The 22,140-nt window shown below is 71.2% G+C and carries 21 protein-coding genes; 14 read left to right on the top strand and 7 right to left on the bottom strand.

The features are described from left to right. Nucleotides 1-5: 5 nt before the first annotated feature. Both CK500_RS11260 and CK500_RS11255 read right to left on the bottom strand, forming a co-directional pair. Entirely contained in the window at nt 6-551 is a 546-nt protein-coding gene (locus CK500_RS11260; RefSeq protein ID WP_095637315.1) for a TlpA family protein disulfide reductase, read from the bottom strand. Next, on the bottom strand, nt 548-1,243 hold the full coding sequence (locus CK500_RS11255) for an SCO family protein (RefSeq protein ID WP_095637314.1): 696 nt from the start codon (nt 1,241-1,243) through the stop codon (nt 548-550). The genes CK500_RS11260 and CK500_RS11255 overlap by 4 nt, the downstream gene beginning before the upstream one ends. A gap of 199 nt (nt 1,244-1,442) precedes the next feature. Between CK500_RS11255 and CK500_RS11250 the strand changes: the two genes are divergently transcribed. From CK500_RS11250 to CK500_RS11240, 3 genes are all read left to right on the top strand, one after another. Beyond that, complete coding sequence (locus CK500_RS11250; RefSeq protein ID WP_004595330.1) at nt 1,443-1,649, top strand: cold-shock protein; 207 nt, start codon at nt 1,443-1,445, stop codon at nt 1,647-1,649. A gap of 217 nt (nt 1,650-1,866) precedes the next feature. Beyond that, a complete protein-coding gene (gene radB / locus CK500_RS11245; protein WP_095637313.1) occupies nt 1,867-2,568 on the top strand; it encodes a DNA repair and recombination protein RadB in 702 nt (233 codons plus the stop codon). A gap of 77 nt (nt 2,569-2,645) precedes the next feature. Beyond that, nucleotides 2,646-6,239: a S8 family serine peptidase gene (locus CK500_RS11240; protein WP_233139126.1), complete on the top strand. Its 3,594-nt coding sequence runs from the start codon at nt 2,646-2,648 to the stop codon at nt 6,237-6,239. A 103-nt stretch (nt 6,240-6,342) separates the two neighbouring features. Here the strand turns inward: CK500_RS11240 and CK500_RS11235 are convergent, their stop codons facing one another. After that, a complete protein-coding gene (locus tag CK500_RS11235) occupies nt 6,343-7,482 on the bottom strand; it encodes a CBS domain-containing protein (protein WP_095637311.1) in 1,140 nt (379 codons plus the stop codon). 126 nt (nt 7,483-7,608) lie between these two features. Here CK500_RS11235 and CK500_RS17410 point away from each other — a divergent pair, with 126 nt between their 5' ends. Next, nucleotides 7,609-7,749 (top strand): hypothetical protein, encoded by a 141-nt coding sequence (locus CK500_RS17410; RefSeq protein ID WP_198951551.1) that lies wholly within the window; start codon nt 7,609-7,611, stop codon nt 7,747-7,749. Nucleotides 7,750-7,800: 51 nt separating this feature from the next. Then, on the top strand, nt 7,801-8,484 hold the full coding sequence (locus CK500_RS11230; protein ID WP_095637310.1) for an HAD family hydrolase: 684 nt from the start codon (nt 7,801-7,803) through the stop codon (nt 8,482-8,484). Between the two features lie 15 nt (nt 8,485-8,499). On the opposite strand, the gene CK500_RS11225 is transcribed toward CK500_RS11230, so the two are convergent. Continuing rightward, on the bottom strand, nt 8,500-9,312 hold the full coding sequence (locus tag CK500_RS11225) for a hypothetical protein (RefSeq protein ID WP_095637309.1): 813 nt from the start codon (nt 9,310-9,312) through the stop codon (nt 8,500-8,502). 86 nt (nt 9,313-9,398) lie between these two features. Between CK500_RS11225 and CK500_RS11220 the strand changes: the two genes are divergently transcribed. Beyond that, nucleotides 9,399-10,172 (top strand): hypothetical protein, encoded by a 774-nt coding sequence (locus tag CK500_RS11220; RefSeq protein ID WP_233139123.1) that lies wholly within the window; start codon nt 9,399-9,401, stop codon nt 10,170-10,172. A 1-nt stretch (nt 10,173) separates the two neighbouring features. Here CK500_RS11220 and CK500_RS11215 read toward each other — a convergent pair whose 3' ends face one another. After that, entirely contained in the window at nt 10,174-10,782 is a 609-nt protein-coding gene (locus CK500_RS11215; protein ID WP_095637308.1) for a hypothetical protein, read from the bottom strand. Nucleotides 10,783-10,994: 212 nt separating this feature from the next. On the opposite strand from CK500_RS11215, the gene CK500_RS11210 reads away from it, so the two are divergent. From CK500_RS11210 to CK500_RS11195, 4 genes are all read left to right on the top strand, one after another. Next, nucleotides 10,995-11,771, top strand: a complete 777-nt coding sequence (locus tag CK500_RS11210; RefSeq protein WP_095637307.1) for an aldo/keto reductase — start codon at nt 10,995-10,997, stop codon at nt 11,769-11,771. A gap of 123 nt (nt 11,772-11,894) precedes the next feature. Then, entirely contained in the window at nt 11,895-12,788 is an 894-nt protein-coding gene (locus CK500_RS11205) for a bifunctional methylenetetrahydrofolate dehydrogenase/methenyltetrahydrofolate cyclohydrolase (RefSeq protein WP_095637306.1), read from the top strand. A 79-nt stretch (nt 12,789-12,867) separates the two neighbouring features. Beyond that, entirely contained in the window at nt 12,868-13,959 is a 1,092-nt protein-coding gene (locus CK500_RS11200; protein WP_095637305.1) for a DUF1611 domain-containing protein, read from the top strand. Continuing rightward, complete coding sequence (locus CK500_RS11195) at nt 13,956-15,002, top strand: dipeptide epimerase (protein WP_095637304.1); 1,047 nt, start codon at nt 13,956-13,958, stop codon at nt 15,000-15,002. Before CK500_RS11200 ends, CK500_RS11195 begins: the two co-directional genes overlap by 4 nt. 53 nt (nt 15,003-15,055) lie before the next feature. Here the strand turns inward: CK500_RS11195 and CK500_RS11190 are convergent, their stop codons facing one another. Further along, a complete protein-coding gene (locus CK500_RS11190) occupies nt 15,056-15,940 on the bottom strand; it encodes a PspA/IM30 family protein (RefSeq protein ID WP_095637303.1) in 885 nt (294 codons plus the stop codon). 141 nt (nt 15,941-16,081) lie between these two features. Then, nucleotides 16,082-16,531, bottom strand: coding sequence for a hypothetical protein (locus tag CK500_RS11185; RefSeq protein ID WP_095637302.1), 450 nt, complete (start codon nt 16,529-16,531; stop codon nt 16,082-16,084). A gap of 215 nt (nt 16,532-16,746) precedes the next feature. Here CK500_RS11185 and CK500_RS11180 point away from each other — a divergent pair, with 215 nt between their 5' ends. From CK500_RS11180 to CK500_RS11165, 4 genes are read left to right on the top strand one after another with little or no spacing between them, the layout of a single operon-like run. Further along, nucleotides 16,747-18,642, top strand: coding sequence for a cytochrome D1 domain-containing protein (locus CK500_RS11180; protein ID WP_095637301.1), 1,896 nt, complete (start codon nt 16,747-16,749; stop codon nt 18,640-18,642). A gap of 10 nt (nt 18,643-18,652) precedes the next feature. Beyond that, nucleotides 18,653-19,795, top strand: coding sequence for a hypothetical protein (locus tag CK500_RS11175; protein ID WP_095637379.1), 1,143 nt, complete (start codon nt 18,653-18,655; stop codon nt 19,793-19,795). Continuing rightward, nucleotides 19,792-20,931: a YncE family protein gene (locus CK500_RS11170; RefSeq protein WP_095637300.1), complete on the top strand. Its 1,140-nt coding sequence runs from the start codon at nt 19,792-19,794 to the stop codon at nt 20,929-20,931. Before CK500_RS11175 ends, CK500_RS11170 begins: the two co-directional genes overlap by 4 nt. Continuing rightward, nucleotides 20,928-22,139, top strand: a complete 1,212-nt coding sequence (locus CK500_RS11165; protein WP_095637299.1) for a radical SAM/SPASM domain-containing protein — start codon at nt 20,928-20,930, stop codon at nt 22,137-22,139. The genes CK500_RS11170 and CK500_RS11165 overlap by 4 nt, the downstream gene beginning before the upstream one ends. Nucleotide 22,140 lies beyond the last annotated feature (1 nt).

Below are 22,140 nucleotides of genomic sequence, written 5' to 3'. Positions count from 1 at the left end.
TCGGGTCATCGGTCGAGCGCCCTCTCGATGCCGGCGACGAACTCCTCGGTCGTGTGGGTCCCGGCAGTCGACCAACGGACGCGTCCCGTCGCGTCGATGGCGCGCGCGCTCGGGTAGCCGCCCACGTTGAGCCGCGCCGCGAGCTCGGCGGTCGTGTCGGCCGCCACCAGCCAGTCGCCGTCGTTCTCGCGCCACCAGTCGGCGACCGCCTCCGCGCTGATCGACCCGCCGACGTCCTCGGGGGTCACCGAGACGAACAGCACCTCGTCGCCGAGCCGGTCGTGCGCCTCGACGAGGTCCGGCATCTGCTCGACGCAGGGGTTACACCACGTCGCGAAGAAGTCGACGAACGTCGGGCGGTCGGGCGCGGGAAGCGTCACCTCGCCGTCGCGACTCCCCGGCGCGTCGACCGTCTGAAGCGTCACCGGCTCGACCGGCTCGGGGGCGTCCTCGCCGCCCAGCGCGGCGGGGACGTTCCCGGTCGCGACCGCTCCGGCGCCGCCCAGGGCCCCGACGCTGGCGAGCCCGGCCAACAGGTGTCGTCGCCTCACGCGGTGACCACCCGCTCGAAGTCGTTCACGATCCGCTCAACCTCCGTCGCCGGGCCGCGCGGGTACGACCGCTCGACGATCCCCCGATCGTTCACCAGCAGGATCAGGCCGTAGTGCGGGAAGGTGTACTCGAGGCTCTCGACGTCGTTGTCGTACACCTTCTCGATCTTCAGCCCGAAGTCGTCCATCATCTGTTCTTTCCCCTCCTCGTAGGTCTCGGGGCGCAGGAAGTGCCAGTTCCCGGCGTCGAGGTCGACGCCGCGCTGGCCGGCGTACTCTCGGAGGATCTCGGTCGTGTCGCGCTCGGGGTCGAACGTCTGCGCGAGGAACGCCGCCTCGTCGCCGTACCCCTCCTCGGCGGCGTGCTCCTGCGCGCGCCGGAGCCGGAGGATCAGCGCGGGACAGACGCCGTCAGGGCAGCTCGTGTAGAAGGAAGTCCACAGGAACGCGCGCTCGCCCTCGAACTCCGCCGTCGAGATCTCCTCACCCGTGATCGGGTCGGGAACCGTGAAGTGCGGCATCTCGTCGCCGTAGATCGGGTGGACCGGCTCGCCCCGGCTCTGCTCCGGCGGACCGAGGACGGTCCCCTCGGCGCCGGATTCGCCGAAGACGCCGGTACAGCCGGCCGTGGCGGTCGTGCCGGCGGCGACGCCGGTGGCGGCGAACGAGCGGAGGAAGCGGCGGCGATCCATGGTGTTACCCGACTTACGTGGTCGCGCGTAAATGAACCCCGCGGCTGATGGCACGCGATGAACACGGGCGAAAGCGGGCTGGTGCGTCCGTCTACCGCGCGTCCGGGCGCTCAGAACCCGGATCTTTCGCCGACCCGACGGTCGTGGTACCGTGACCCTCGCAATCCTTATCCCCGAACGGGCTGTACGTTTGTTTGCAATGGCAAACGGTAAGGTTGACTTCTTCAACGACACTGGCGGCTACGGTTTCATCTCGACTGACGACGGCGACCTCGACGACGACGAAGACGTGTTCTTCCACATGGAAGACGTCGGCGGCCCGGACCTCGAGGAGGGTCAGGAAGTGGAATTCGACATCGAATCGTCCCCCAAGGGACCCCGCGCGACGAACCTCGTCCGCAACTAACCCCCAAGTCGCGGACTGCGCGTCCGCACGCAACAGCGGATCTCGGTCGTCGCTCGACGTGATCGGCGCCATCTCCGTCTCTTTCACACTTATACTACTTCGACGAGCGACGGCGCTTCCGTCGACCGGCGCGCCTGCTCGCCCGCGAGCGACGCGTCTCGGGCCCTGCGCTCCGCGATCGACCGTTTAAATACGAGCGCGAGCGAACATGTCCACAGTGAGCGATTCGATCCCGACCGGCTGTCGGCCGGTCGATGACCTGTTGGGCGGCGGGTTCGAGCGCGGGGTCGTCACCCAGGTGTACGGCCCGCCCGCGGCCGGGAAGACGAACCTCGCGCTCGCCGCGGCCGTCGAGGTCGCGGCCGGCGGCGACCGCGCCCTCTACATCGACACCGAGGGACTCTCCATCGACCGGTTCGAGCAGATGGCGGCGGGGCGCGCCGACGACGCCGACGAGACGGTCGAGCAGATCGCCTCGCGGCTGGTGATCTCGGAGGCGTACGACTTCGACGACCAGCGCGAGGCCGTCCGCGACGCCGAGGAGCTCGCGGAGGAAGTCGAGCTGATCGTGTTGGACTCCGCCACGGGTTTCTACCGGCTGGAGCGCGCCGGCGACACCGAGGGCGGCCAGTCGCTCCGCAAGGTCGCCAAGCAGGTGACGCACCTCCTGTCTCTGGCCCGCAGACACGACATCGCCGTCGTCATCACGAACCAGGTGTTCACCGACCCCGACAGCGACCGCGACCGCGCGCTCGGCGGCAACACCCTCAACCACTGGACCGGCGCGATCCTCCGCGTCGACCGGTTCCGCGGCGGGAACCGCCGGGCGACCCTGGAGAAACACCGCTCGAAGCCCGCGGGCGACACCGCGACCTTCCGGATCGTCGCCGACGGGCTCGCCGAGGGCACCGACGCGTAAGCGTCGCGCGGGGCGAGGGAGTTATCACTCTCGCGCCGACGTAACCGGTAATGAACGACCGGTCGCCAACTGCGCGTGTGACTGCGGCCGCGGTACTTCTCTCCGCCTGCCTGATCGCGGCCGCCGTCGCGCCGGGCGCGGTCGCGGGCGGGTTCGCCGCGGACGCTCCCGGGACGGACGGTTCCGCCGCGGTCGACTCGCAGTCGAGCGATTCCGCCGCGCTCGGCGCCGGTTCGTCCGGAGGCGACGACGCGGTCGCTCCCGGCCTGCGCTCGGCGAACGGCACCGTCGAAGTCGTGGTGCGGTTCGCGAGCGACGCACGCCTCGGAGCCGACGGCGGCGGAGGCGGCGACGCGGGCGGAACGGGGGACTCGGCGACGCTCTCCGCGAACGAGCTCAAGACGAACGCCGCGAGCGCGCAGGCCGACTTCGAGTCGTTCGCCCAGGGCCGCTCCGCGGTCACGGTCGAACGGAGCTTCTGGCTCGCGAACGCGATGCTCGTCACGGTCGACACCGACCGCGTCCCGGTCGACCGACTGCTCGACGTGCGGGGCGTCGAGCGCGTCCACGAGAATTTCGCGGTCGAACTCGACTCGGCCGCGGCCGCGGGCGGAGCCGACACCGCGGTTCCGGGCGCGCTCGACGGTGCGGCGCCGACCCCCACGCCGAAGAGCGTCTCCACGACTTCGACCGACGCGACGTACGGCGTCGACATGGTGCGCGCACCGGAGGTCTGGCAGGAGTTCGAGACCCGCGGCGAGGGCGCGACGGTGGCGGTGTTAGACACCGGCGTCGACCGGGACCATCCGGATCTGACGGTGAGCGGGTGGGCGGAGTACGACGCGGACGGTAATCTGGTGAGTGAGGGTCCGGACAACGCCTACGACATCGACGGCCACGGCACTCACGTCGCCGGATCGGTCGCCGGCGGCAACGCGAGCGGGACCGCGATCGGCGTCGCGCCCGAGTCGGAGCTGTACGGCGTGAAGGTCCTGAACAATTCCGGATCGGGTTCCTTCGCGCAGGTCGTCGCGGGGATGGAGTACGCGACGGAGAACGAGAGCGTCGACGTGATCCAGATGAGCCTCGGTGCCGACGGATACATCGACGGGTTCATCGACCCGATCCGGAACGCGCGCGGTGCCGGAAAGGTCGTCGTCGCCTCGTCCGGAAACAGCGGCCAAGGTACGTCGAGCTCTCCGGGGAACGTCTACGACTCGCTCGCTGTCGGGGCGGTCGACCAGAACCGGGATGTCGACTCGAGATCCAGCGGCGAGACGATCAACACAACCGACGCGTGGGGTTCGGATGCCCCGAGCGACTGGCCCGACGAATACGTGGTTCCGGATGTGTCAGCGCCGGGCGTGAACGTTTACTCGGCAGAACCAGGAGGAGTCTACGGATACAAGGACGGCACCTCCATGGCCGCCCCGCACGTCTCCGGCGTCGCCGCGCTGATGCTCTCGGCGAGCACGCGAGAGGTCTCGGACGACGAGCTGTACGACACGCTCCGCGAGACGACCGACCACCCCGACGACGCCACCGACCCGGACGACCGCTACGGAACGGGGATCGTCGACGCCTACGCGGCGGTCACGGCGGTGACGGAGAACCGGTCGAACCTCACGGTGACCGCGTTCGACGCGCCGGGCGAGACCGCGCCGGGCGCCACAGTCGAGGCGACGGCGACGGTCAACAACACCGGCGACGACCCTGGATCGGGGACGGTCGAGTACCGGTTCAACGGGAGCGTCGGCGACGAGGCGAACGTCTCGCTCGGGCCCGGCGAGGAGGCGACCGTCTCGTTCTCGTACGTCGTGCCCGCGGACACGGAGACGGGGAAGACCTACGAGCACGGCGCGTACACGAACGACTCGAACCTGACGAGCGCGATCTCGGTGGTCGACGCGCCGTTCTACGAGGTGACGAACCTCACCGCGCCGTCGATTGTCGAGCGCAACGCGACGCTCGACACGACCGCGAACGTCACCAATCAGGGGGTCGTCGCCGGCGACAATCGCACCGTCGAACTGCGGCTCACGGACCCCGAGAACACGAGCGACGTGCGCGTGCTGAACGCGACGAACGTCTCGCTGGGGGCCGGCAACGCGACGACCCTGTCGCTTTCCGGACCCGTTCCGGCCGACCTGACGACCGGGGCGACGACCCTCGCGGTCGGCTCGCCCGACGACAACGAGACCGGTCGGATCCGGGTCGCCGAGGCGGTCGGAACCGTGAACGGCACCGTCACGGACGCGGAGACGGCGGAGACGGCGGAGACGCTTTCGGGGATCGACGTGGTCGTCGAGAACGGCGACGAGGTCGTCGGCGAGACGGAGACCGCGGCGGACGGGACCTACGCGGTCGACGTGCCGGCGGCGAACCTGACCGTCACCGGGAGCAACGAGACCTACGCCCCCGCTACCGCGACCGCGAACCTGACCGGCTCCGGCGACACGGCGACCGCGGACCTCTCGCTGTCGCTCCGGAACGGGACCCTCTCGGGCGTCGTGGGCGCGACCGACGGCCTCGAACCCCCGGCGAACGCGACCGTGACGGTGACGAACGAGACGGACGCGACCGTCGCCGGGGTCGACGCCGGGCCGGAAGGCGCCTACGCGGTCGATCTCCCGCCGGGAACGTACGCGATCCAAGCCGACGCTCCCGGGTTCGCGTCCGCGAACGCGACCGGCGTCGAGGTCGATCCGAACGCGACGACGACGCGGAACGTCGAGCTGGAGCCCTTCGACGCGACGCTGTCGGGGACCGTCACCGCGGGCGCGACCGACGACCCGATCGACGGGGCGACGGTGACGGTCGGGTCGGACTCGGACGCGACCGACGCCGACGGTAACTACTCGCTCACGCTCCCGCGCGGCGAGTACGACGTGACGGCGTCCGCGGACGGGTACAGGGACGTGAGCGACCCGGTCTCGCTGCCGGCCAACGGGAGCGTCGAGGCGGACTTCGCGCTGTCGCCCGCGTTCAGCGTCACCGACCTCTCCGGACCGGACGAGATCGAGCAGGGGGCGAGCGGCGAGTTCTCCGCGACGGTCCGGAACGACGGCGGCGTCCCCGCCGACGTGACGGTGACGTTCACCGACACGGCGACCGGGGTTCAGCGGTCGGCGACGGCAACCGATGTCGAGCCGGGGGCGACCCGGTCGCCGACGTTCGCGGTCTCCGTCGCCGACGACGCCGCGACCGGGGAGTACGACGCGACCGCGTCGACGCCGGACGGGTCGCGGACGGTCTCGTTCGATGTGGTGGAGGGTGAGAGCACCGATGGGGGTGGGGGCGGTGGAGGCGGCGGTGTCGGAGGCGGTGGTACCGGTGGCGCCCCGACCGGAGGCGACGACGAGCCGACCGATGACGAACCCACAAACGAGACCGACGACGGCGAGGAGCCGATCGACGAGCCCGAGAACGGAACCGACGACGAGCCGACCGACGACGAACCCGTCGACGACCCGTCAGAGGGGGACGACGAAGCCGACGAGAGCGGCGACGATACGGACGACGCTGACGCTGGCGACGGTGATGGCAGCGAGGGCGCTACGGGAGAAGACGGCGCCGAAGACGAGGCGCCCGGATTCGGCGCCCTCGTCGCGGTCCTCGCGCTCGTCGCGCTCGCGATGCTCGGGCGTCGGCTCGACGGGACCGATCGGTAGCGATTCGGAGAAGGAACTCGCGGTCCGCGGACGGAGGGCGAAAAAGCGGGAATCGCGGGCGGAGTCGGTCGGAACGTCGCCGCGGGTGACCGCGTGCGTCGCGCTACAGCTGGCCGAGCTTGCGGAGGAGCTGGCCGCGGTACTCCTCGTCGGCGTTGACGCCCTTGATCTCCAAGACGTTGCGCTCCAGCTTGTCAAGCGCGACGTGGAAGGCGTGTTCGGCGCCGTACCCCTCGCCGGAGCCGCCGACCTGCCCCTCGTTGGTGCGGAGGCGGATCTGACACTGGATCAGGGGGGTGCCGCGGAGCTTCTCCTTGTGGGCGTGGAGCCGGACGTGCGCGTGGATGACGTGCATGTCCGCGTACTTGTTCGCGACCTCCTCGATGGACTCGACGATGTGCTCGCGGGAGGTCGTGTCAAGCAGCTCGACGTTGGTGATCTGCACGTCCATCGAGTCCTGCTCGGTGAACGTGAGCGCGCGCAACACGTCGGTCTTCGTCACCATGCCGGCGACGGTGTCGGCGCCCGTCGGCGTGACGACCAGCCCGGAGACCTCGTTGTCGAACATGCGCTGTACGACCGTCTCCGCGGTCTCGTCGGCGGTCGCGGTGACGACGGGGCTCGACATGATGTCGTAGACGGGGATGTCGAGCATCCGGTCGATGTCGCCCGCGCGGTCGCCGCTGCCCTGCCGCTCCTGGTCGCGGACGACGAACTCGACGATGTCGTTGGTGGTGACGACGCCGACGAGCTGACCGTCCTCGTCGAGAGCGGGGAGCCGTGAGATCCCGTTCTCGCGGAGGCGGTTGATCGCGCTCCCGACGGTGTCCTTCTCGTTGATGCCGATCACGTCCTCGGTCGCGATCTGGCCGACGGTGATCGCGTCGAGGCTGTCGAGGACGGCCTCGAGGATCTGGTCGACGGTGACGATCCCGTAGAGCTTCTCGCCCTCGTACACCGGCGCGATCTTCACGTCGCCCTCGACGAGGAGCCGGGCGGTCTCGCGGAGGTCTTCGTGGCGGTCGACCGACGGGGCCGACTTCATCACGGCCGACACCTTGGTGTCGTCCTCCATTCGGGAGCGCATGAGCTGTTTCTCGCCCACGACGCCCGCGTACTCGCCGTCCTCGGTGACGACGATCCCCTTCGGATTCTCGCGCTCGAAGATGGACCGGACCTTGGCGAGTCGTTCGCTGACGTCGACCTCGACGTACTCCGGCACCGCGATATCAACAATATTCATGGTCCAATCTGAGGGTTGGACGCGCCGGGTATTGAAAGTGCGGGAGGCGTGCCCGTCGCTGGGATCGCTCGGCGCCCGACCGACGCGCGTGTGAACTCCTTTCCGTTCGGGCGACGAAACGGGGGTATGCGACCGTCAACGGCGCTGATCGCCGTCGGACTCCTGCTCATCGTGGTCCCGCTCCCGGTTCCGATCCCCTTCGTCGGCCTGCTCGCGGGAACCGTCCTCCTCCTCGCCGGGCTCGCGCTCAGACTGTTCGGCCTGTGAGGCGCGCCGGCCGGTGAAAGCTTTTTGCCGGTTACCGACCGAGAGGATGTCGTGTACGACGCCGTTGTCCTGGACAAAGACGGGGTCCTCGTCGGTCGGACCCCGTTCGACACCCTCAGGGAGGCCGCCTGGGACGCCTTCGTGAGCCTCGGCGTCGAGGACCCCGATCTCGCCCACGTCGACGACATCGCGGTCGGCGTCGACCCGGCCACCCTGACGGACATCTGCGAGCGATACGGGCTGGACCCGGCCGAGTTCTGGCGGGTCCGCGACGAGACCGCGGCGACAGCGCAGATCGACGCGGCGCGGAGCGGGCGGAAGACCCCTTACGACGACGTGGACGCGCTCCGCCACCTCGAGGCCTCGCTCGGGGTCGTCTCCTCGAACCAGCAGGCCACCGTCGACGCCGTCCTCGACCACTTCGGGCTCTCCGGGCGCTTCGAGGTCGCGTACGGCCGCGAGCCCTCCATCGCCAGCCTCTCGCGCAAGAAGCCGTCCCCGTACTACATCGAGCGCGCACTCGAGGATCTCGGCGCCGAGACCGCCATCTTCGTCGGCGACAACGAGTCCGACGTGCGCGCCGCCGACAACGCCGGGATCGACTCCGCGTTCGTCCGGCGGCCGCACCGGCGATCGACCGAACTCTCCTGTCAGCCCACCTACGAGATCGACGACCTCCACGACCTTGTGAGCATCTGCGGGCGGACGCCGGTCGAGAAGCGCGATCCGGTCTGACGGCCCGGCCGATGGTCACCGCGTCCCCGTAGGCTCCGCCGACCCACGGTCCAGCCGCCGCCGAAGCCACCGCTCAGCGAGCCCGACCGCCGCGAACGCGACCGCCGCCGGCCCCAGAAATAACAGGAGGATTGGACCCCCTTCTCCCCCCGCGATCACGCCGCGCGCGATCGGCGGAACGAACGGCGCGAAACAGGCCGCCGGGGCGACGAGCCCCAGGGCCGCCGCGGCGATCGGTACCGCGGCCGCGAGCGTGGTCGTCGCGACCATCACCGGGACCGCGGTCCGCGGAGAGACGCCGAACGCGGCGACCCGCGCGGCCGCGGCGACGCCGAAGACCCCACCGAGAGCGACGCCGACGAGGGCGGCGTCGCGGACTCGCGACGGCGCAGGCGGGAGGTTCCGCAGCCGGTCGTCGCCGATCCCGCGTCGGCGGCGCAGCCCGAATTCGACGCCGGCGGCGACGGCGAGCAGGCCGACGACGACGGTCCACCCGCCGGCGTACGCGGACAGGAACACGGTCCGGTCGACCACGAGGAAGCCGCCGACCTCGGACCACTCGGGCGGCGGGGCGAGCGCGTCGCGGAGCGCCGCCCACCCGAGCGCCGCGACCAGCCCGACCGCGGGCGAGAGCAGCCGGGTGTGCGCGACGGCGAGCGCGACGAGGGACCCGGCGGCGAAGAGGCCCGCAGCGCGCCCCGGATCCGCCAGGGGCCAGCGCTCCGGCGGCGCGTGGTTCAGGGCGCGGAACAGCAGTTCGACGAGCGCGAGGTGGACCGCTCCGCCGCCGAGCCCGGCGAGGAGGGTCCCGGTGGAGGGCCGGGGCATGGTCGGTGCGTCTCGCGGCCGCGTTGTAGGCGTTTCGCCGGGAGAGGGACCGAAATCCTGATTTCCCGCCTCGACGAGGTTCGCCCGTGCCAGACCCCTCCACCCCCTCCACCCCCTCCGGTCCCGCAGCATCCGGATCCAAATCGCCCGTCGGTCCCGGCGGCCCCGACGCGGCCGCCGCGGTCGCCGACCGATACCACCGCGTCGAGCGCGCCGCCAGCTGGGCGCTCGCGCTGCTCGTCGCCGGCGCCTTCCTCGCCGCCGTCGCCGCCGTCTCGTTCTGGCCGGGCGTCGCCGTCGCCGCCGTCCTCGCGATCGCGCTCCGGGTTCCGGTGTACCGCCGGCGCGGCTCGGTCCGGCTCCGGACGGAGGCGCCTCCGGACGCGGTAGTCCGAGAGTTCGCGTCGGCGCGGCCGCCGACCCTCGCGCTCCAGTGGGGGGTCGCGGACGAGGTGCGTGACGCTGGCGGCGAGGACGCGACCGCCGCGGACCGCCCGACCGGAACCCGAGCGGCCTACGAGTTCTCGTTCCTGTTCGGACTCCGAAGCGCCGCCATCGACCTCGAAACCGACGTGCGGGCGGACGCGACGTCGGCCGGAGGCGAGCGCGACGGGCCCGACGACGCCGTCGCGACCGTCGCGATCGACGGGGCGGTCGGCGACAGCCCCTGGGGCTCGTACGCGGTAACGGTCAGGGAGTCCGGAGACGGCGGGGCGATCGTCGACGTCGAACTACGACCGACCCGCCGGTTCGCCCTCCGCCGACTCCCGCAGGCATGGGTCGCCGAGCGGTATTACGCCGAGGCGCTCGCGGCGCAGGGGTACGAGGTCCTCGAGCGGAGCGTGTCGCTGACCCGGTGACTCACTCCAGCAGCTCCGTCTTCGGCGCGTCGATTGCCGTCCGGGTGACGGCCTCGTCCTCGTCGGCGCCGCGGAGGTCGACGCCGCGGAGCCGGAACGCGAGCGCCGCGTCGCTGCGCTCCCCGTCGTCGAGCGGGCGGATCCGGGTCTCCGTGGGATCGCCGTCGCCGTCGGAGTCGCCGCTTCCCCACCAATCGCTGAACCGATCGTCGAACCAGCCGTCGTCGGCCTCCTCGTGGACCACGACGACCTCGTCGCCGTCGAACTCGACGCGCTCGACCGCGCGCAGCGGGATCGTCGTGCGGCGGCCCTGAAGGGCCGTCGCGGCGAGGGTCGCGGTGACGGTGAGGACCCCGAGCGCCGTCAGCCAGAGGGCCTCGCTCCCGTCGCCGAGGGAGAGGAGCCGGGGGAGCGCGCCGAGGACCGTGAACGCCGCCCCGACGCCGGACCAGCCGACCGCGTCGACGACGGGGGCGACCCGCCCCCGCGAGAGGGACCGACCGGCCCGAACGGCGGCGATCCGGATCCGTCTCCGGATCCGTATCTCGTCCGGGGCGACCGCGACGGTTCCGGTGACCGTCGCGAACGACCACGCGCCGGACCGTCTCATTCGGTCCGGCGGACGGGGGAGGAGCGGTCGCGAGGCGGGGATCGGGGCGGGTATCGGGACGGGGACGGCTCGGTCGGCGGGCCGCCGACCGCGCGGCGTGGAGGGCACGAGCGCATTGACGGGTGGAGATCCCGCGGCCGGCGACGTAAATCTCCCGGCGACACCGCCGCCGACGCGCGGGACTTTTGTCCGCGTCGCGTCGACCTCGTCGCATGGACCTCCCGCCCGTCGGCCTCGGAACCATGGGGATCGACGATCCGGACCCGATCGAGACCGCGCTCGACGCCGGCTACCGCCACCTCGACACCGCCCGGATCTACGGCAACGAGGCGGTGGTCGGCGACGGGCTCGCGGCCGCGATCGGCGCGAACGGGATCGCCCGCGAGGACGTGACGGTCGCGACGAAGCTGTGGATCGACGACCTCGCGGGCGACGACGTGGGACCGACCGCCCGCGAGAGCGCGGCCCTGCTCGGGGTCGACGCGCTCGACCTGCTGTACGTCCACCGGCCGCGCGGGGCGTACGACCCCGAGACCACCCTCCCGGCGCTCGACCGACTGGTCGACGAGGGGCTCGTCCGCAACGTCGGGGTCTCGAACTTCGAGATCGACGGGCTCGACCGCGCGCTCGACGTCCTCGACGCGCCGCTCGCGGCCCACCAGACGGAGCTCCATCCCCTGTTCTACCGCCCCGAACTGCTGGAGCACGCCCGCGAGCACGGGTACGCCGTGGTCGCGTACTCGCCGCTGGCCGGGGGGCGCGTGGGCGAGGTGGCCCCCGTCGTCGCGGCCGCCGAGGCCCACGAGACGACGCCCGAGGCGGTCGCGATCGCGTGGGCGACCGGGAAGGAGCCGGTCGTGGCGATCCCGAAGGCGTCGAGCGAGGCGCACCTCCGCGCGAACCTGGCGGCCGGCGACCTCGAGTTGACCGACGCCGAGGTCGCCGCCATCGACGCGGTCGAGCGCGAGGAGGAGCTGTTTCCGGAGTAGGCGTTCCCGGATCCGTCGGATCCGGCGTAATCGATCCATGAATGGGGATCGAAGTGGGGTTTGAGAGAGCTCGATGACCACGATCCCGTGTCACTTTTACGTCGACGACGACGACGGTCGGGCATGACCGAGATCATCGACGGGGAGGCGGTCGCCGCCGACGTGCGCGACGAGGTGGCCGCGCACGTCGAGACGCTGTCGGACGCGGGCGTGACGCCGGGGCTCGCCACCGTGCTGATGAGCGACGACCCCGCGAGCGAGACGTACGTCTCGATGAAACAGCGGGACTGCGAGGAGGTCGGGATCGAGAGCGTGCACGTCGAGATCGACGCCGACGCCCCCGCCGAGGAGCTGTACGAGACCATCGACGACCTCAACGCCCGCGAGGACGTGCACGGCATCCTGGTCCAGCTCCCCGTCCCCGACCACGTCGACAAGCGGACGGTCCTCCGCCGGATCGCCCCCGAGAAGGACGTTGACGGCTTCCACCCGGAGAACGTCGGGCGGCTCGTCGCGGGCGACGCTCGGTTTAAACCCTGCACGCCCCACGGCGTCCAGAAGCTCCTCGACGCCTACGACGTGGAGACCGAGGGCGCCGACGCGGTCGTCCTCGGGCGGTCGGACATCGTCGGGAAGCCGATGGCGAACCTCCTGCTCCAGAAGGGGCCGGTCGGCAACGCGACCACGACGGTCTGTCACTCGCGGACCGAGGACTTAGAGGGGAAGCTGGCGACCGCGGACATCGTGATCGCCGCCGTCGGCGTCCCGGAGTTCGTCGACGGCTCGGCGCTCAAGGAGGGCGCGACCGTGATCGACGTGGGGATCAACCGCGTCGACGCGGACACCGAGAAGGGGTACGAGCTCGTCGGCGACGTGGCGTACGAGTCGGCGAAGGAGCGCGCGGGCGCGATCACGCCCGTCCCCGGCGGCGTCGGCCCGATGACGCGCGCGATGCTCCTTTATAATACGGTGAAGGCGGCCGGCCTGCAGTCGGACATGTCGATCGATCTCGACTGAGCCCGGCGTATCACCTCCCCGTTCGGCGATCCGCCTCCGGCTCGACCCTTTTAAGCCCCCCCGGAGCCAGCGACCAACCATGAGCGACGACCGGATCGCCATCCTCGCCCACGAGAAGTTCCCCGACCGCGCGAAGACCGCACTTGGCGTGATGCGCTACGGCGACCAGGACGTGCGTGCCGTGCTCGACCGCGACCGCGCCGGCGACCGGGTTCACGACCACGTCCCGGACATCTCGGACGCGCCGATCGTCGCGTCGTTCGACGACGCGTACGCGGCCGCCGACGGCGACCTCGACGCCTTATATATCGGGATCGCCCCCATCGGCGGCGGCTTCGACGAGTCGTGGCGCACCGACGTGGAGGCCGCGATCGAGGCCGGCTGCGACGTGGTGAGCGGGCTCCACTACTTCCTCAACGAGGACGACGAACTCGCGGCGCTGGCCGCTGAGCACGGCGTCGACCTGATCGACGTGCGCGAGCCCGACGACGATCTCTCGGTCGCCACCGGCGCCTCCGGCGATATCGACGCCGACGTGGTGTGTACGGTCGGCACCGACTGCTCGGTCGGGAAGATGACGGCCTCGCTGGAGATCGTCGCGGCCGCACGCGAGCGCGGGATCGACGCCGCGTTCGTCCCGACCGGCCAGACCGGGATCATGATCGCCGGGTGGGGGAACCCCATCGACCGCGTCGTCTCGGACTTCACCGCCGGCGCGGTCGAGGAGATGCTCGTCGAGGTCGGCGACGACCACGACCTCCTCGTCGTCGAGGGGCAGGGGAGCATCGTCCACCCCGCCTACTCGGCGGTCACCTGCGGCATCCTCCACGGCTCGATGGCCGACGGGCTCGTGCTCTGTCACGCCGCGGGCCGCGAGGCGATCCACGGCTACGAGTCCTTCTCGCTCCCGCCGCTCGCCGAGTACGTCGACCTCTACGAGGGGCTCGCGGCCCCCGTCAGCGAGGGGCGCGTCGTCGCCGGTGCGCTCAACACGAAAGACGTCGACGACGACGCGGCCGCCGCCGACGCGGTCGACAACTTCGGCGACGAGATCGGCGCCCCGTCGGCCGATCCGGTCCGCGACGGCGCCGATCGGATCGTGGACGGGATCGTCGAGGCGGGGCTGGGCGAGGGCGACGCGGCCGCCGACGGAGGCGTCGCCGAGCGATGACCCTCGAAACCGAGTTCGAGCGGGTCTCGATGCCCTTGGAGAACCCGTTCACGATCGCGCGCGGGACGCAGACCGAGGCCGAGAACGTGATCGTGAGGGTCACCGACGAGGGGGGGATGACCGGCGTCGGCGGCGCGGCCCCCTCGTCGCACTACGGCGAGACCGCGGACACCGTCGCGGCCGTGCTCCCGGACCTGCTCGACGCGGTCGAGCGCGTCGGCGACCCCCACGCGCTCCACGAGATCGAGGCCGAGCTGGCGACCGTCGTCAACGACAACCCCGCCGCCCGCGCCGCCGTCTCGATCGCGGTCCACGACCTCGCCGCGAAGCGGCTCGGCGTCCCCCTCCACCGGCTCTGGGGGCTCGACCCGACGGCGGCGCCCGCGACCTCCTACACGATCGGGCTCGACGAGACGGAGCGCGTGCGCGAGAAGACGGAGGCGGCCGTGGAGGCCGGCTACCCCGTGCTCAAGATCAAGCTCGGCACCGACCGGGACCGCGAGTTGATCGACGCGGTCCGCGAGGCCGCGCCCGACGCCCGGCTCCGGGTCGACGCCAACGAGGCGTGGACGCCGAAGGAGGCGGTCCGGAAGTGCGAGTGGCTCGCCGACCGCGACGTGGAGTTCGTCGAGCAGCCGGTGCCCGCCGAGAACCCCGAGGGGCTCCGGTTCGTCCACGAGCGCTCCCCGCTCCCCATCGCCGCCGACGAGTCGTGCGTGACGCTCGCCGACGTCCCCGCGGTGGCCGACCGCTGCGACATCGCGAACCTGAAGCTGATGAAGACCGGCGGCCTGCTGGAGGCGAGACGACTGATCGCCGCCGCCCGCGCTCACGGGCTGGAGGTGATGTGCGGCTGCATGATCGAGTCGAACGCCTCGATCGCGGCGGCCGCGCAGCTCGCGCCCCTGCTCGACTACGCCGACCTCGACGGCTCGCTGCTGCTCGCCGAGGACCCGTACGACGGCGTCGACCTCGCCGGCGGCGAGATCCGGCTCGGCGACCGCGACCGCGCGGGGACCGGGGCGCGGCCGCGGTCGGAGTGAGAGGGGCGAGAAGAAACCCGGAGCGGGGACCGGCTCCGCGCCGTGCCCCGTCGTCAGTTCCGCTGTTCGTCGGCGTCCGCCTCGGACTCCTCTAGCTCCACGTCGAGCTCCTCCGCCGTGTCGCCCTCGCCGTCGAGGTCGGCCTCCAAGTCGTCCGAGTCGATCTCCGATTCGATGTCGGCCAGCTCGTCGTCGATCTCCTCGTCGGTGCTCGCCTCGCCGTCGTCGCTCGCCGGCTCGCCCTTCCCGAGCTCGCCCTTCAGCGTCTCCAGCTCGGCGTCGACCTCGCTGTTCGTCGAGAGGCTCTCCAGCTCGCGGTCGATGCTGTCCTTGTCCGAGAGCGCGTCCTCGAAGGCGCCGGAGTCCTCCAGCTCGTCCATCGCCTCCGCGCGCGCCTCCATCTCCTCGGTGCGCTCCTCGGCCCGCTCGATGGACCGGCTCACGTCCTCCATCTCGTCGCCGACGCCCGTCATCGCCTCCGAGACGCGCGAGGACGCCTCCGCGGCCTCGTAGCGGGCCTTCATCGTCTCCTTCTTCGTGCGGAACTCCTCGATGCGGTTCTGGAGCTTGTTCTTCTTCTCGACGAGCTGCTCTTGGGTGTCGTTCAGGTCAGCGATCTGCCCTTCCAGCTCCTCGATCTGGGCCATCTTCGACTTCTTCTTCTCGAGAGCCTTCCGCGCGAGGTCGTCGCGGTCCTGCTGGACCGCCTCACGGGCCTGCCGGTTGTGCTTCTCGACGTTCTCCTCCAGCTTGCGCTTCTGGATCTCCAGACGCTTCTTCTGGGTCGTCAGGTCGGCGATCCCCTGCTTCACGTCCTGGAGCTCGTCGCGCATCTGTTCGTACGAGTAGTCGAGCGACTCAGTCGGATCCTCCGCCCGGTTGAGGAGGGCGTTCAGCTTCGAGCGGATGACGTAGGAGGCGCGCGAGAGGATTCCCATACCGGTCATACACGCTCCACCCGTTAAAACCTCATGTGGTTCCTCGGCTCCCGTCCGTCGCTATCGGCCGGCTCGCGGTCGCGAGGTGGCGGTCTGAGGCGGTCGTCAGCGATCGGTCGCGCGTGAACGACCGGCCGCGCGTCAGCGATCGTCCGACGCCTCGGAGCGGCCCACCGACGCGCCCGGGTCCGCGGTCTCGCCCGCTCGCGTCAGCGCCTCGAAGTGGCCGAGGAGCCGCGCGACCCCCTCGGGCTTGACCCACGTCGTCACCGCGTCGTCCGACGCGATCTCCTCGCGGACGCGGTCGGCGTCCCGGACCGGGACGGTCAGTTCGGCGGGGGCCTCGAACCGGTCGGCGTGGCCCTCGATCAGCCGGCGGGCCTCCGCGAGCTCGCGGGCCGCGTACTCGTCGGGACCGAGCGACTCGGTGTCCTCCGCGACGACGACCCGCCTGGTGGTCCCGTCGTCGAGCTCCAGCCGGACCACGGCCTCCTCGATCCGGTCCGCGTCGAGGTACTCCGCGAGCACGTCCTCGAAGAACGCGGGCGTCATCCGGTCCCCCCTGGGTACCGCGTCGGTCTCTCGAGACATGCCCGGCGGTTCGGCCCGACGGTACACGTCGCTACCGCTCGCTCCCAGCGCGTGGGAACCGCACCCGAACGCGAGAAGGGGGCCGTTCGCGGACCGACGGCGACCGGCCACTAAAGTATATTCCTGCGAACATGTTCACCGATTTTCCAACGCGCATGGAACCATACAGGACCTTTTGGCCGGAACCGGACGAAATCCGGCTCAGGGGAACCACTATGTCACAGCCCACGACGCCCCGAGAGACGGAGGACCGAGACCAGAAGTCCGAACGGGAGCGGACCGACCACCGCGAACGGAAGGCGGACCACGAGGAACGGATCAAACGCCACCTCAGCGCGTCGCGCGAGATCGCGTCGAACCTGGAGTTCGACGACGCGCTCGACTTCGAGATGGGGCTTCCGAAGCCCGATCGGCGGCGGTTCCTCGCCACGAGCGCGGTCGCGGCGGCGGGGGCGTTCGCGGGGTGTAGCGGCGAGTCGGAGCCGTCGGAATCGACCGACGAAGAGGGGGATCCGGAGTCCGGATCGGAGTCGGCGTCCGACGGCGAGACCGACGCCGCGCAGTCGGAGACCGTCCAGCTGGAGGCCCACCAGTACGAGTTCCAGCCGCAGGAGATCCGGGTCCCGCCGAACACCGAGCTCACAATTGAGTTCACGCAGTCCACTTTCGAGAAGAACCAGGATTTCACCGTCCACACGTTCTACCTCGAGGAGCCGTACGACATCGGGCCGATCGAGCTCCCGGAGAGCACGGACGACGACGTGATCGACTCGGTGACGTTCGTCACCGAGGAGGAGGGGACCTTCGACTTCGAGTGTAACGTCTACTGCGGCGACGGCCACGCCCAGATGAACGGCCAGCTGTACGTCGTCCCCGAGGGGGAGTCGATCGAGAAGGTCGACTTCACCGACATGCAGACGCTGAAGGACCGCCACGAGGTGATCACGGAGGAGAGCGAGCTGCCGGCCGAGCCGGAACACGACCTCGACCTCCGCGACCTCATGGTCGTCACCGAGCGCAACAACGCCTCGGTGGCGATGATCGACACCGTCAACGACGAGCTGCTGGAGCGCGTCGAGGACGTGGGGAAGGCGATCCACGTCCACGACTTCCACCCGGAGCTGCCGGAGCAGAGCCGCGAAGGGGCGTACGTCTACACCCAGTCGCGGCAGGGCGAGATGTACAAGATCGACCTGTTCGGCTTCGAGCGCGTCGCGGTCGCGGACGCGGGGACCGACGCCCGCGACATCGCCGTCTCTCGGGACGGCGAATGGGTGATCGGCGGCTTCTACAACCCGAACCACCTCGTGGTCTGCGACGCCGAGACGATGGAGCCGGTCAAGCGCATCCCGACCCACACCGTCGACCCGGACGGGCAGAGCGTCGGGAGCCGGGTGTGTTCGCTGTACGACGTGCCCGAGGAGGGGCTGTTCCTCGCCGGCCTGAAGGAGGGCGGCGAAGTGTGGCTCATCGACTACACCCAGGAGGACTTCCCGGTGGTGGCCACCATCGACTGCGGCCGGACGCTCCACGACGGCTTCTTCACCGACGACGGCCGCTACTTCATGATCGCCTCGCAGACGGACAACCAGATGGACGTGATCGACACCCAGGAGCGGGAGCACGTCGCCGCCATCCCGATGGACGGCGTCCCGCACCCGGGGCCGGGCGCGCTGTACCCCGACGAGGACCTCGCGTTCACGACCCACGCCGGTGCGCCGAGCGTCGGCGTCTGGAACACGTCCACGTGGGACGTCGAGGAGATGATCGACGTCCGCGGGTCGGGGCTGTTCATCCGCAAACACGAGAACAGCGACTACGTGTGGGCCGACGTGATCCTGACCGACACCGAGGACGACGCGTACGTCTACCTGATCGACCCGGAGAGCTTAGAGGTGGCTCAGGAGATCGACTGCAGCCAGTGGGGCGTCGCCGCCGCCATCCATCCGGAGTTCAGCCGCGACGGCGAGAAGGTGTACATCAGCGGCTGGATGGGCGAGAACCAGTCGATCCTCGTGTTCGACCCGAACACTGGCGAACTGCTCGACCAGATCGAGGGACTGCTCGCGCCGACGGGCAAGTTCCTCGGGACCCGGGCCGAGGGCCACTGACCGCGTGACCATGTCCCGGACCGACGCCGACCCGACGGAGGAGGCGAGTCCGCCGCCGGCACCGGAGGGACCGCTCGCGTTCGTCAAGCGGCTCCGCGCGCCCGGGCTCGCGGTCGTCGACGCGACCGCGCACGAGGTCGTCGGCCGGGTCGGCTCGGGCCGGCAGCCGCACGGGCTGGTCCGGTCGCCGGACGGCCGATACGGGTACGTCCCCTACATGGGGTCGAACGAGCTCGAGGTCGTCGACCTGCGGCGGCTGACCGTAGCGAACCGCGTCGAGGCCGTCGGCACCGCGCCGGTCGGCGCCGCGGCGACCCGCGGCGGCCGCCACCTGTTCGTGAGCACCTACGGGCCGCTGCCGTCCGGGGACGTTCCGGGGGTGACCGTCCTGCGGACGGACGGCGCGGAGGTCTCCGTCGCGGCCGAACGCCCGGTGGGGAAGGCCGCCGGGATCGCCGCGGACGCGCGCGACGACGTGTGGGTCGTCGCCGCCGACGCCGACGAGGTGGTCCGGATCGACGGGAGCCCCCCGTTCGAGGTTCGCGATCGGCTCCCGGTCGCCGCCGGGCCGCAGGACCTGACGTACTCGCCGGCGTACGAGCTGCTGGGCGTGAACTGCGCCGACGGCGACCGCGTGACCGTCGTCGACGCGCTCGACCGCCGGGTGCTGGGGTCGGTGCCGGCACCGAACCCGCGCGGTGGGACCGTCCTCACCGCATACGACCGGTGGATCGTCGGCGACACGGAGGGCGACGGCGTCACCGCGATCGACGCGGCCGCGCTCCGCGACGGCGAGACCGGCCCGGCGTCGGTCGAGCGCGTGTCGCTCGGCACTCCGACCGCGTTCACCGACGCGACGCCCGACGGGCGGCTCGTCGCGGTCGACGCCTACGCGGACGACCGGGTCGCCTTCCTCGACCCGGAGACGCTGTCAGTCGTCGGCCGCGTTCCGGTCGGGGAGACGCCGCGCCACCCGCGGTTCGGCGCCGACGGTGCGGTCTGTTACGTCCCCAGCGTCGACGGCGACCGCGTGACCGTGGTCGAGACGGCCGCGGTCGGGACCGGCCGGGACCCCGTGATCGCGACGGTCCCGTTCGAGGACGGGGTCGCGCCGGCCGGCTGTTTCAGAACGGACAGAGGTGAGAAACGATGACACAACGACACGACGCAGCGATCGACGGCACCGCATCGGCGGCGACGCCGACGATAGTGAAAAACGCCGCGAGCGACCACTTCAGCGTCCTCGACCTGTCCCGCGGGGAGGTGGTCGGCGAGGTCGGCGACGGCCGGTACCCGCACACCGCCGTCTTCAACCGCGACGCCGGCGTGGCGTACCTGCTGTACATCGCCAGCGCCCACCTCGAAGTCGTCGACCTCGACCGGCTGGAGACCCGCCAGCGGATCGACCGCCTCGGGACGATGCCGGTCGGCAGCGCGTTCGCGCCCGACGAGGGGCTGTTCTTCGTCGGCACCGGCGTGGGCCTCCCCGACCGCGACGACCCGGGCGTGCTCGCGTTCGCGGTCGACGGCGAGGGGCTGCTCGACCCCGTCGGGAGCCGGGCGCTCTCGCGGTGCTCCGGCATGGGGATCGGTCCCGACGGGCGGCTGTTCGTCGGGCTGAAGGACGCCGGCGAGGTCGCGGCCCTCGCCGCCGACCCGGCGCTCGACGTCGACGCCCGGATCCCGGTCGGCCCGGAGCCGCACGATATGTACCCGCTCCCGGACGGGGGGCTGATCGCGGTGAACAACGCCGGTGCCTCGCGCGTCTCGTTCGTCGACCCCGCCGCCGAGGCCGTCCGCGCGACCGCGACGACCGGGGGGAACCCGCACGGGTTCGCCGTCGGCGACGGGCCTAACGGGCGCTACGCGGTCGTGCCCGCGCGCGACGACGACCGGGTGGCGATCGTCTCCCTCACGGAAGCCGCCGCGGGCGACACCGACCCGACGACGGGCCTCGTCGACGTGGGGACGCCGACGGGATTCGCCGCGACGACCCCGGACGGGCGCTACGCGCTCGTCGACGCCTACGAGGACGAGCGCGTCACCGTCCTCGATCCGGTTGCCGGCGAGGTCGTCGGGCGGGTCGAGGTCGGCGGCGAGCCGCTCCACCTCGTGTTCGGGCCGGACGGAGACCGCTGTTACGTCGGCAACATGGAGCGGCGAGAGGTGGCCGTCCTCGATACCGCGCCGCTCCGCGAGGGCCGCCCCGGGGACGTTCGCGTCGTCGACCGCATCGGGGGACTCGGTGAGAAGCCGAGCGGCATCTTCCGCCCGGAGGTGGACGCATGATCGACCTGACGCGGCTGATCCGCGGGCTCGACAACCGGCCCGAGGAGATCCGGTACGAGGGCCGGCGGTCGAGCGACGCCGTCGTGCCGCTCGTCGTCTGGAACGTCACCGAGGCGTGTAACCTCGCGTGTCGCCACTGCTACTTCGGCGCGTGCAACGAGCGCGACGAGCGCGAGCTGTCGACCGCGGAGGCGAAGGGGTTCATCGACTCGCTGGCCGAGCTGAACGTCCCCGTGCTGGTGTTCAGCGGCGGCGAGCCGTTCGTCCGCCAGGACCTGAGGGAGCTGACCGAACACGCCGTCGACCGCGGGATCCGCCCCATCGCGTCGAGCAACGGGACGTTCCTCACCGAGGAGCGCGCCCGGGAGCTTGCCGACGCCGGGCTCCGGTACGTCGGCGTCTCGCTCGACGGCGTCGGGGCGACGAACGACGCGTTCCGCGGCGTCGACGGCGCGTTCGAGCGCGCCCGCGAGGGGCTCCGCAACGCCCGCGACGCCGGGATGAGCGTCGGGATCCGCACGACGATGACCCGCGGGACCGTCGACGACGTGCCCGACGTGATCGACCTGGCGGTCGAGGAGGACGTCGACCGGGTCAACGTGTTCCACCTCATCTACTCCGGCCGCGGCGGCGACATCACGGACGCCGACCTCCCGTTCGACCGGACGCGCGAGGCCGTCGACTACCTCTACGAGCGGACGACGGAGCTCACGGAGACCCATCCGGACATGCAGGTGCTCACCGCCGGCAACTACGCGGACGCGGTGTACCTCTACCGCCGCATCCGCGAGGAGTCGCCGGAGCGCGCCGAGCGCGCGCGCCGGCTGCTGTTCGACGACGGCCCCGGTCGCGTCGTGAAGAACGGCGACGCCGGGCCGAAGGTGGTCAACGTCGACCACCTCGGGAACGTCCACCCGAGCATGTTCCTCCCGCAGTACACGCTCGGGAACGTCCGGGAGCGCTCGCTCGACGAGATCCTGACAGACAGCGACCTGTGGGACCGGCTCGCGGAGCCGTCCGCGCACCTGAAGGGCGCGTGCGGGGAGTGCCCGTGGAAGGAGGTGTGTGGCGGGAACTCCCGCGCTCGGGCCGCGGCGGTCCACGACGACCTGTGGGCCGAGGACCCGCGCTGTTACCTCACCGACGCGGAGCGGTGCGCCGACCTCCCGGACGAGGGGCCGGTCGAAGCGCCGATCGCCTCCGACTGAC

This window comes from Halorubrum salipaludis, from assembly GCF_002286985.1.
In the GTDB taxonomy this organism is placed as follows: domain Archaea; phylum Halobacteriota; class Halobacteria; order Halobacteriales; family Haloferacaceae; genus Halorubrum; species Halorubrum salipaludis.
This window is presented reverse-complemented; position numbering and strand designations above follow the sequence as displayed.

Excerpts from the sequence above, each read along its gene's own strand:
- CK500_RS11255 (WP_095637314.1), bottom strand. The coding sequence starts at position 1,243 with ATGGATCGCCGCCGCTTCCTCCGCTCGTTCGCCGCCACCGGCGTCGCC.
- CK500_RS11250 (WP_004595330.1), top strand. The coding sequence starts at position 1,443 with ATGGCAAACGGTAAGGTTGACTTCTTCAACGACACTGGCGGCTACGGT.
- CK500_RS11235 (WP_095637311.1), bottom strand. The coding sequence starts at position 7,482 with ATGAATATTGTTGATATCGCGGTGCCGGAGTACGTCGAGGTCGACGTC.
- CK500_RS17410 (WP_198951551.1), top strand. The coding sequence starts at position 7,609 with ATGCGACCGTCAACGGCGCTGATCGCCGTCGGACTCCTGCTCATCGTG.
- CK500_RS11225 (WP_095637309.1), bottom strand. The coding sequence starts at position 9,312 with ATGCCCCGGCCCTCCACCGGGACCCTCCTCGCCGGGCTCGGCGGCGGA.
- CK500_RS11215 (WP_095637308.1), bottom strand. The coding sequence starts at position 10,782 with ATGAGACGGTCCGGCGCGTGGTCGTTCGCGACGGTCACCGGAACCGTC.
- CK500_RS11210 (WP_095637307.1), top strand. The coding sequence starts at position 10,995 with ATGGACCTCCCGCCCGTCGGCCTCGGAACCATGGGGATCGACGATCCG.
- CK500_RS11205 (WP_095637306.1), top strand. The coding sequence starts at position 11,895 with ATGACCGAGATCATCGACGGGGAGGCGGTCGCCGCCGACGTGCGCGAC.
- CK500_RS11200 (WP_095637305.1), top strand. The coding sequence starts at position 12,868 with ATGAGCGACGACCGGATCGCCATCCTCGCCCACGAGAAGTTCCCCGAC.
- CK500_RS11195 (WP_095637304.1), top strand. The coding sequence starts at position 13,956 with ATGACCCTCGAAACCGAGTTCGAGCGGGTCTCGATGCCCTTGGAGAAC.
- CK500_RS11190 (WP_095637303.1), bottom strand. The coding sequence starts at position 15,940 with ATGGGAATCCTCTCGCGCGCCTCCTACGTCATCCGCTCGAAGCTGAAC.
- CK500_RS11185 (WP_095637302.1), bottom strand. The coding sequence starts at position 16,531 with ATGTCTCGAGAGACCGACGCGGTACCCAGGGGGGACCGGATGACGCCC.
- CK500_RS11180 (WP_095637301.1), top strand. The coding sequence starts at position 16,747 with ATGTCACAGCCCACGACGCCCCGAGAGACGGAGGACCGAGACCAGAAG.
- CK500_RS11175 (WP_095637379.1), top strand. The coding sequence starts at position 18,653 with ATGTCCCGGACCGACGCCGACCCGACGGAGGAGGCGAGTCCGCCGCCG.
- CK500_RS11170 (WP_095637300.1), top strand. The coding sequence starts at position 19,792 with ATGACACAACGACACGACGCAGCGATCGACGGCACCGCATCGGCGGCG.
- CK500_RS11165 (WP_095637299.1), top strand. The coding sequence starts at position 20,928 with ATGATCGACCTGACGCGGCTGATCCGCGGGCTCGACAACCGGCCCGAG.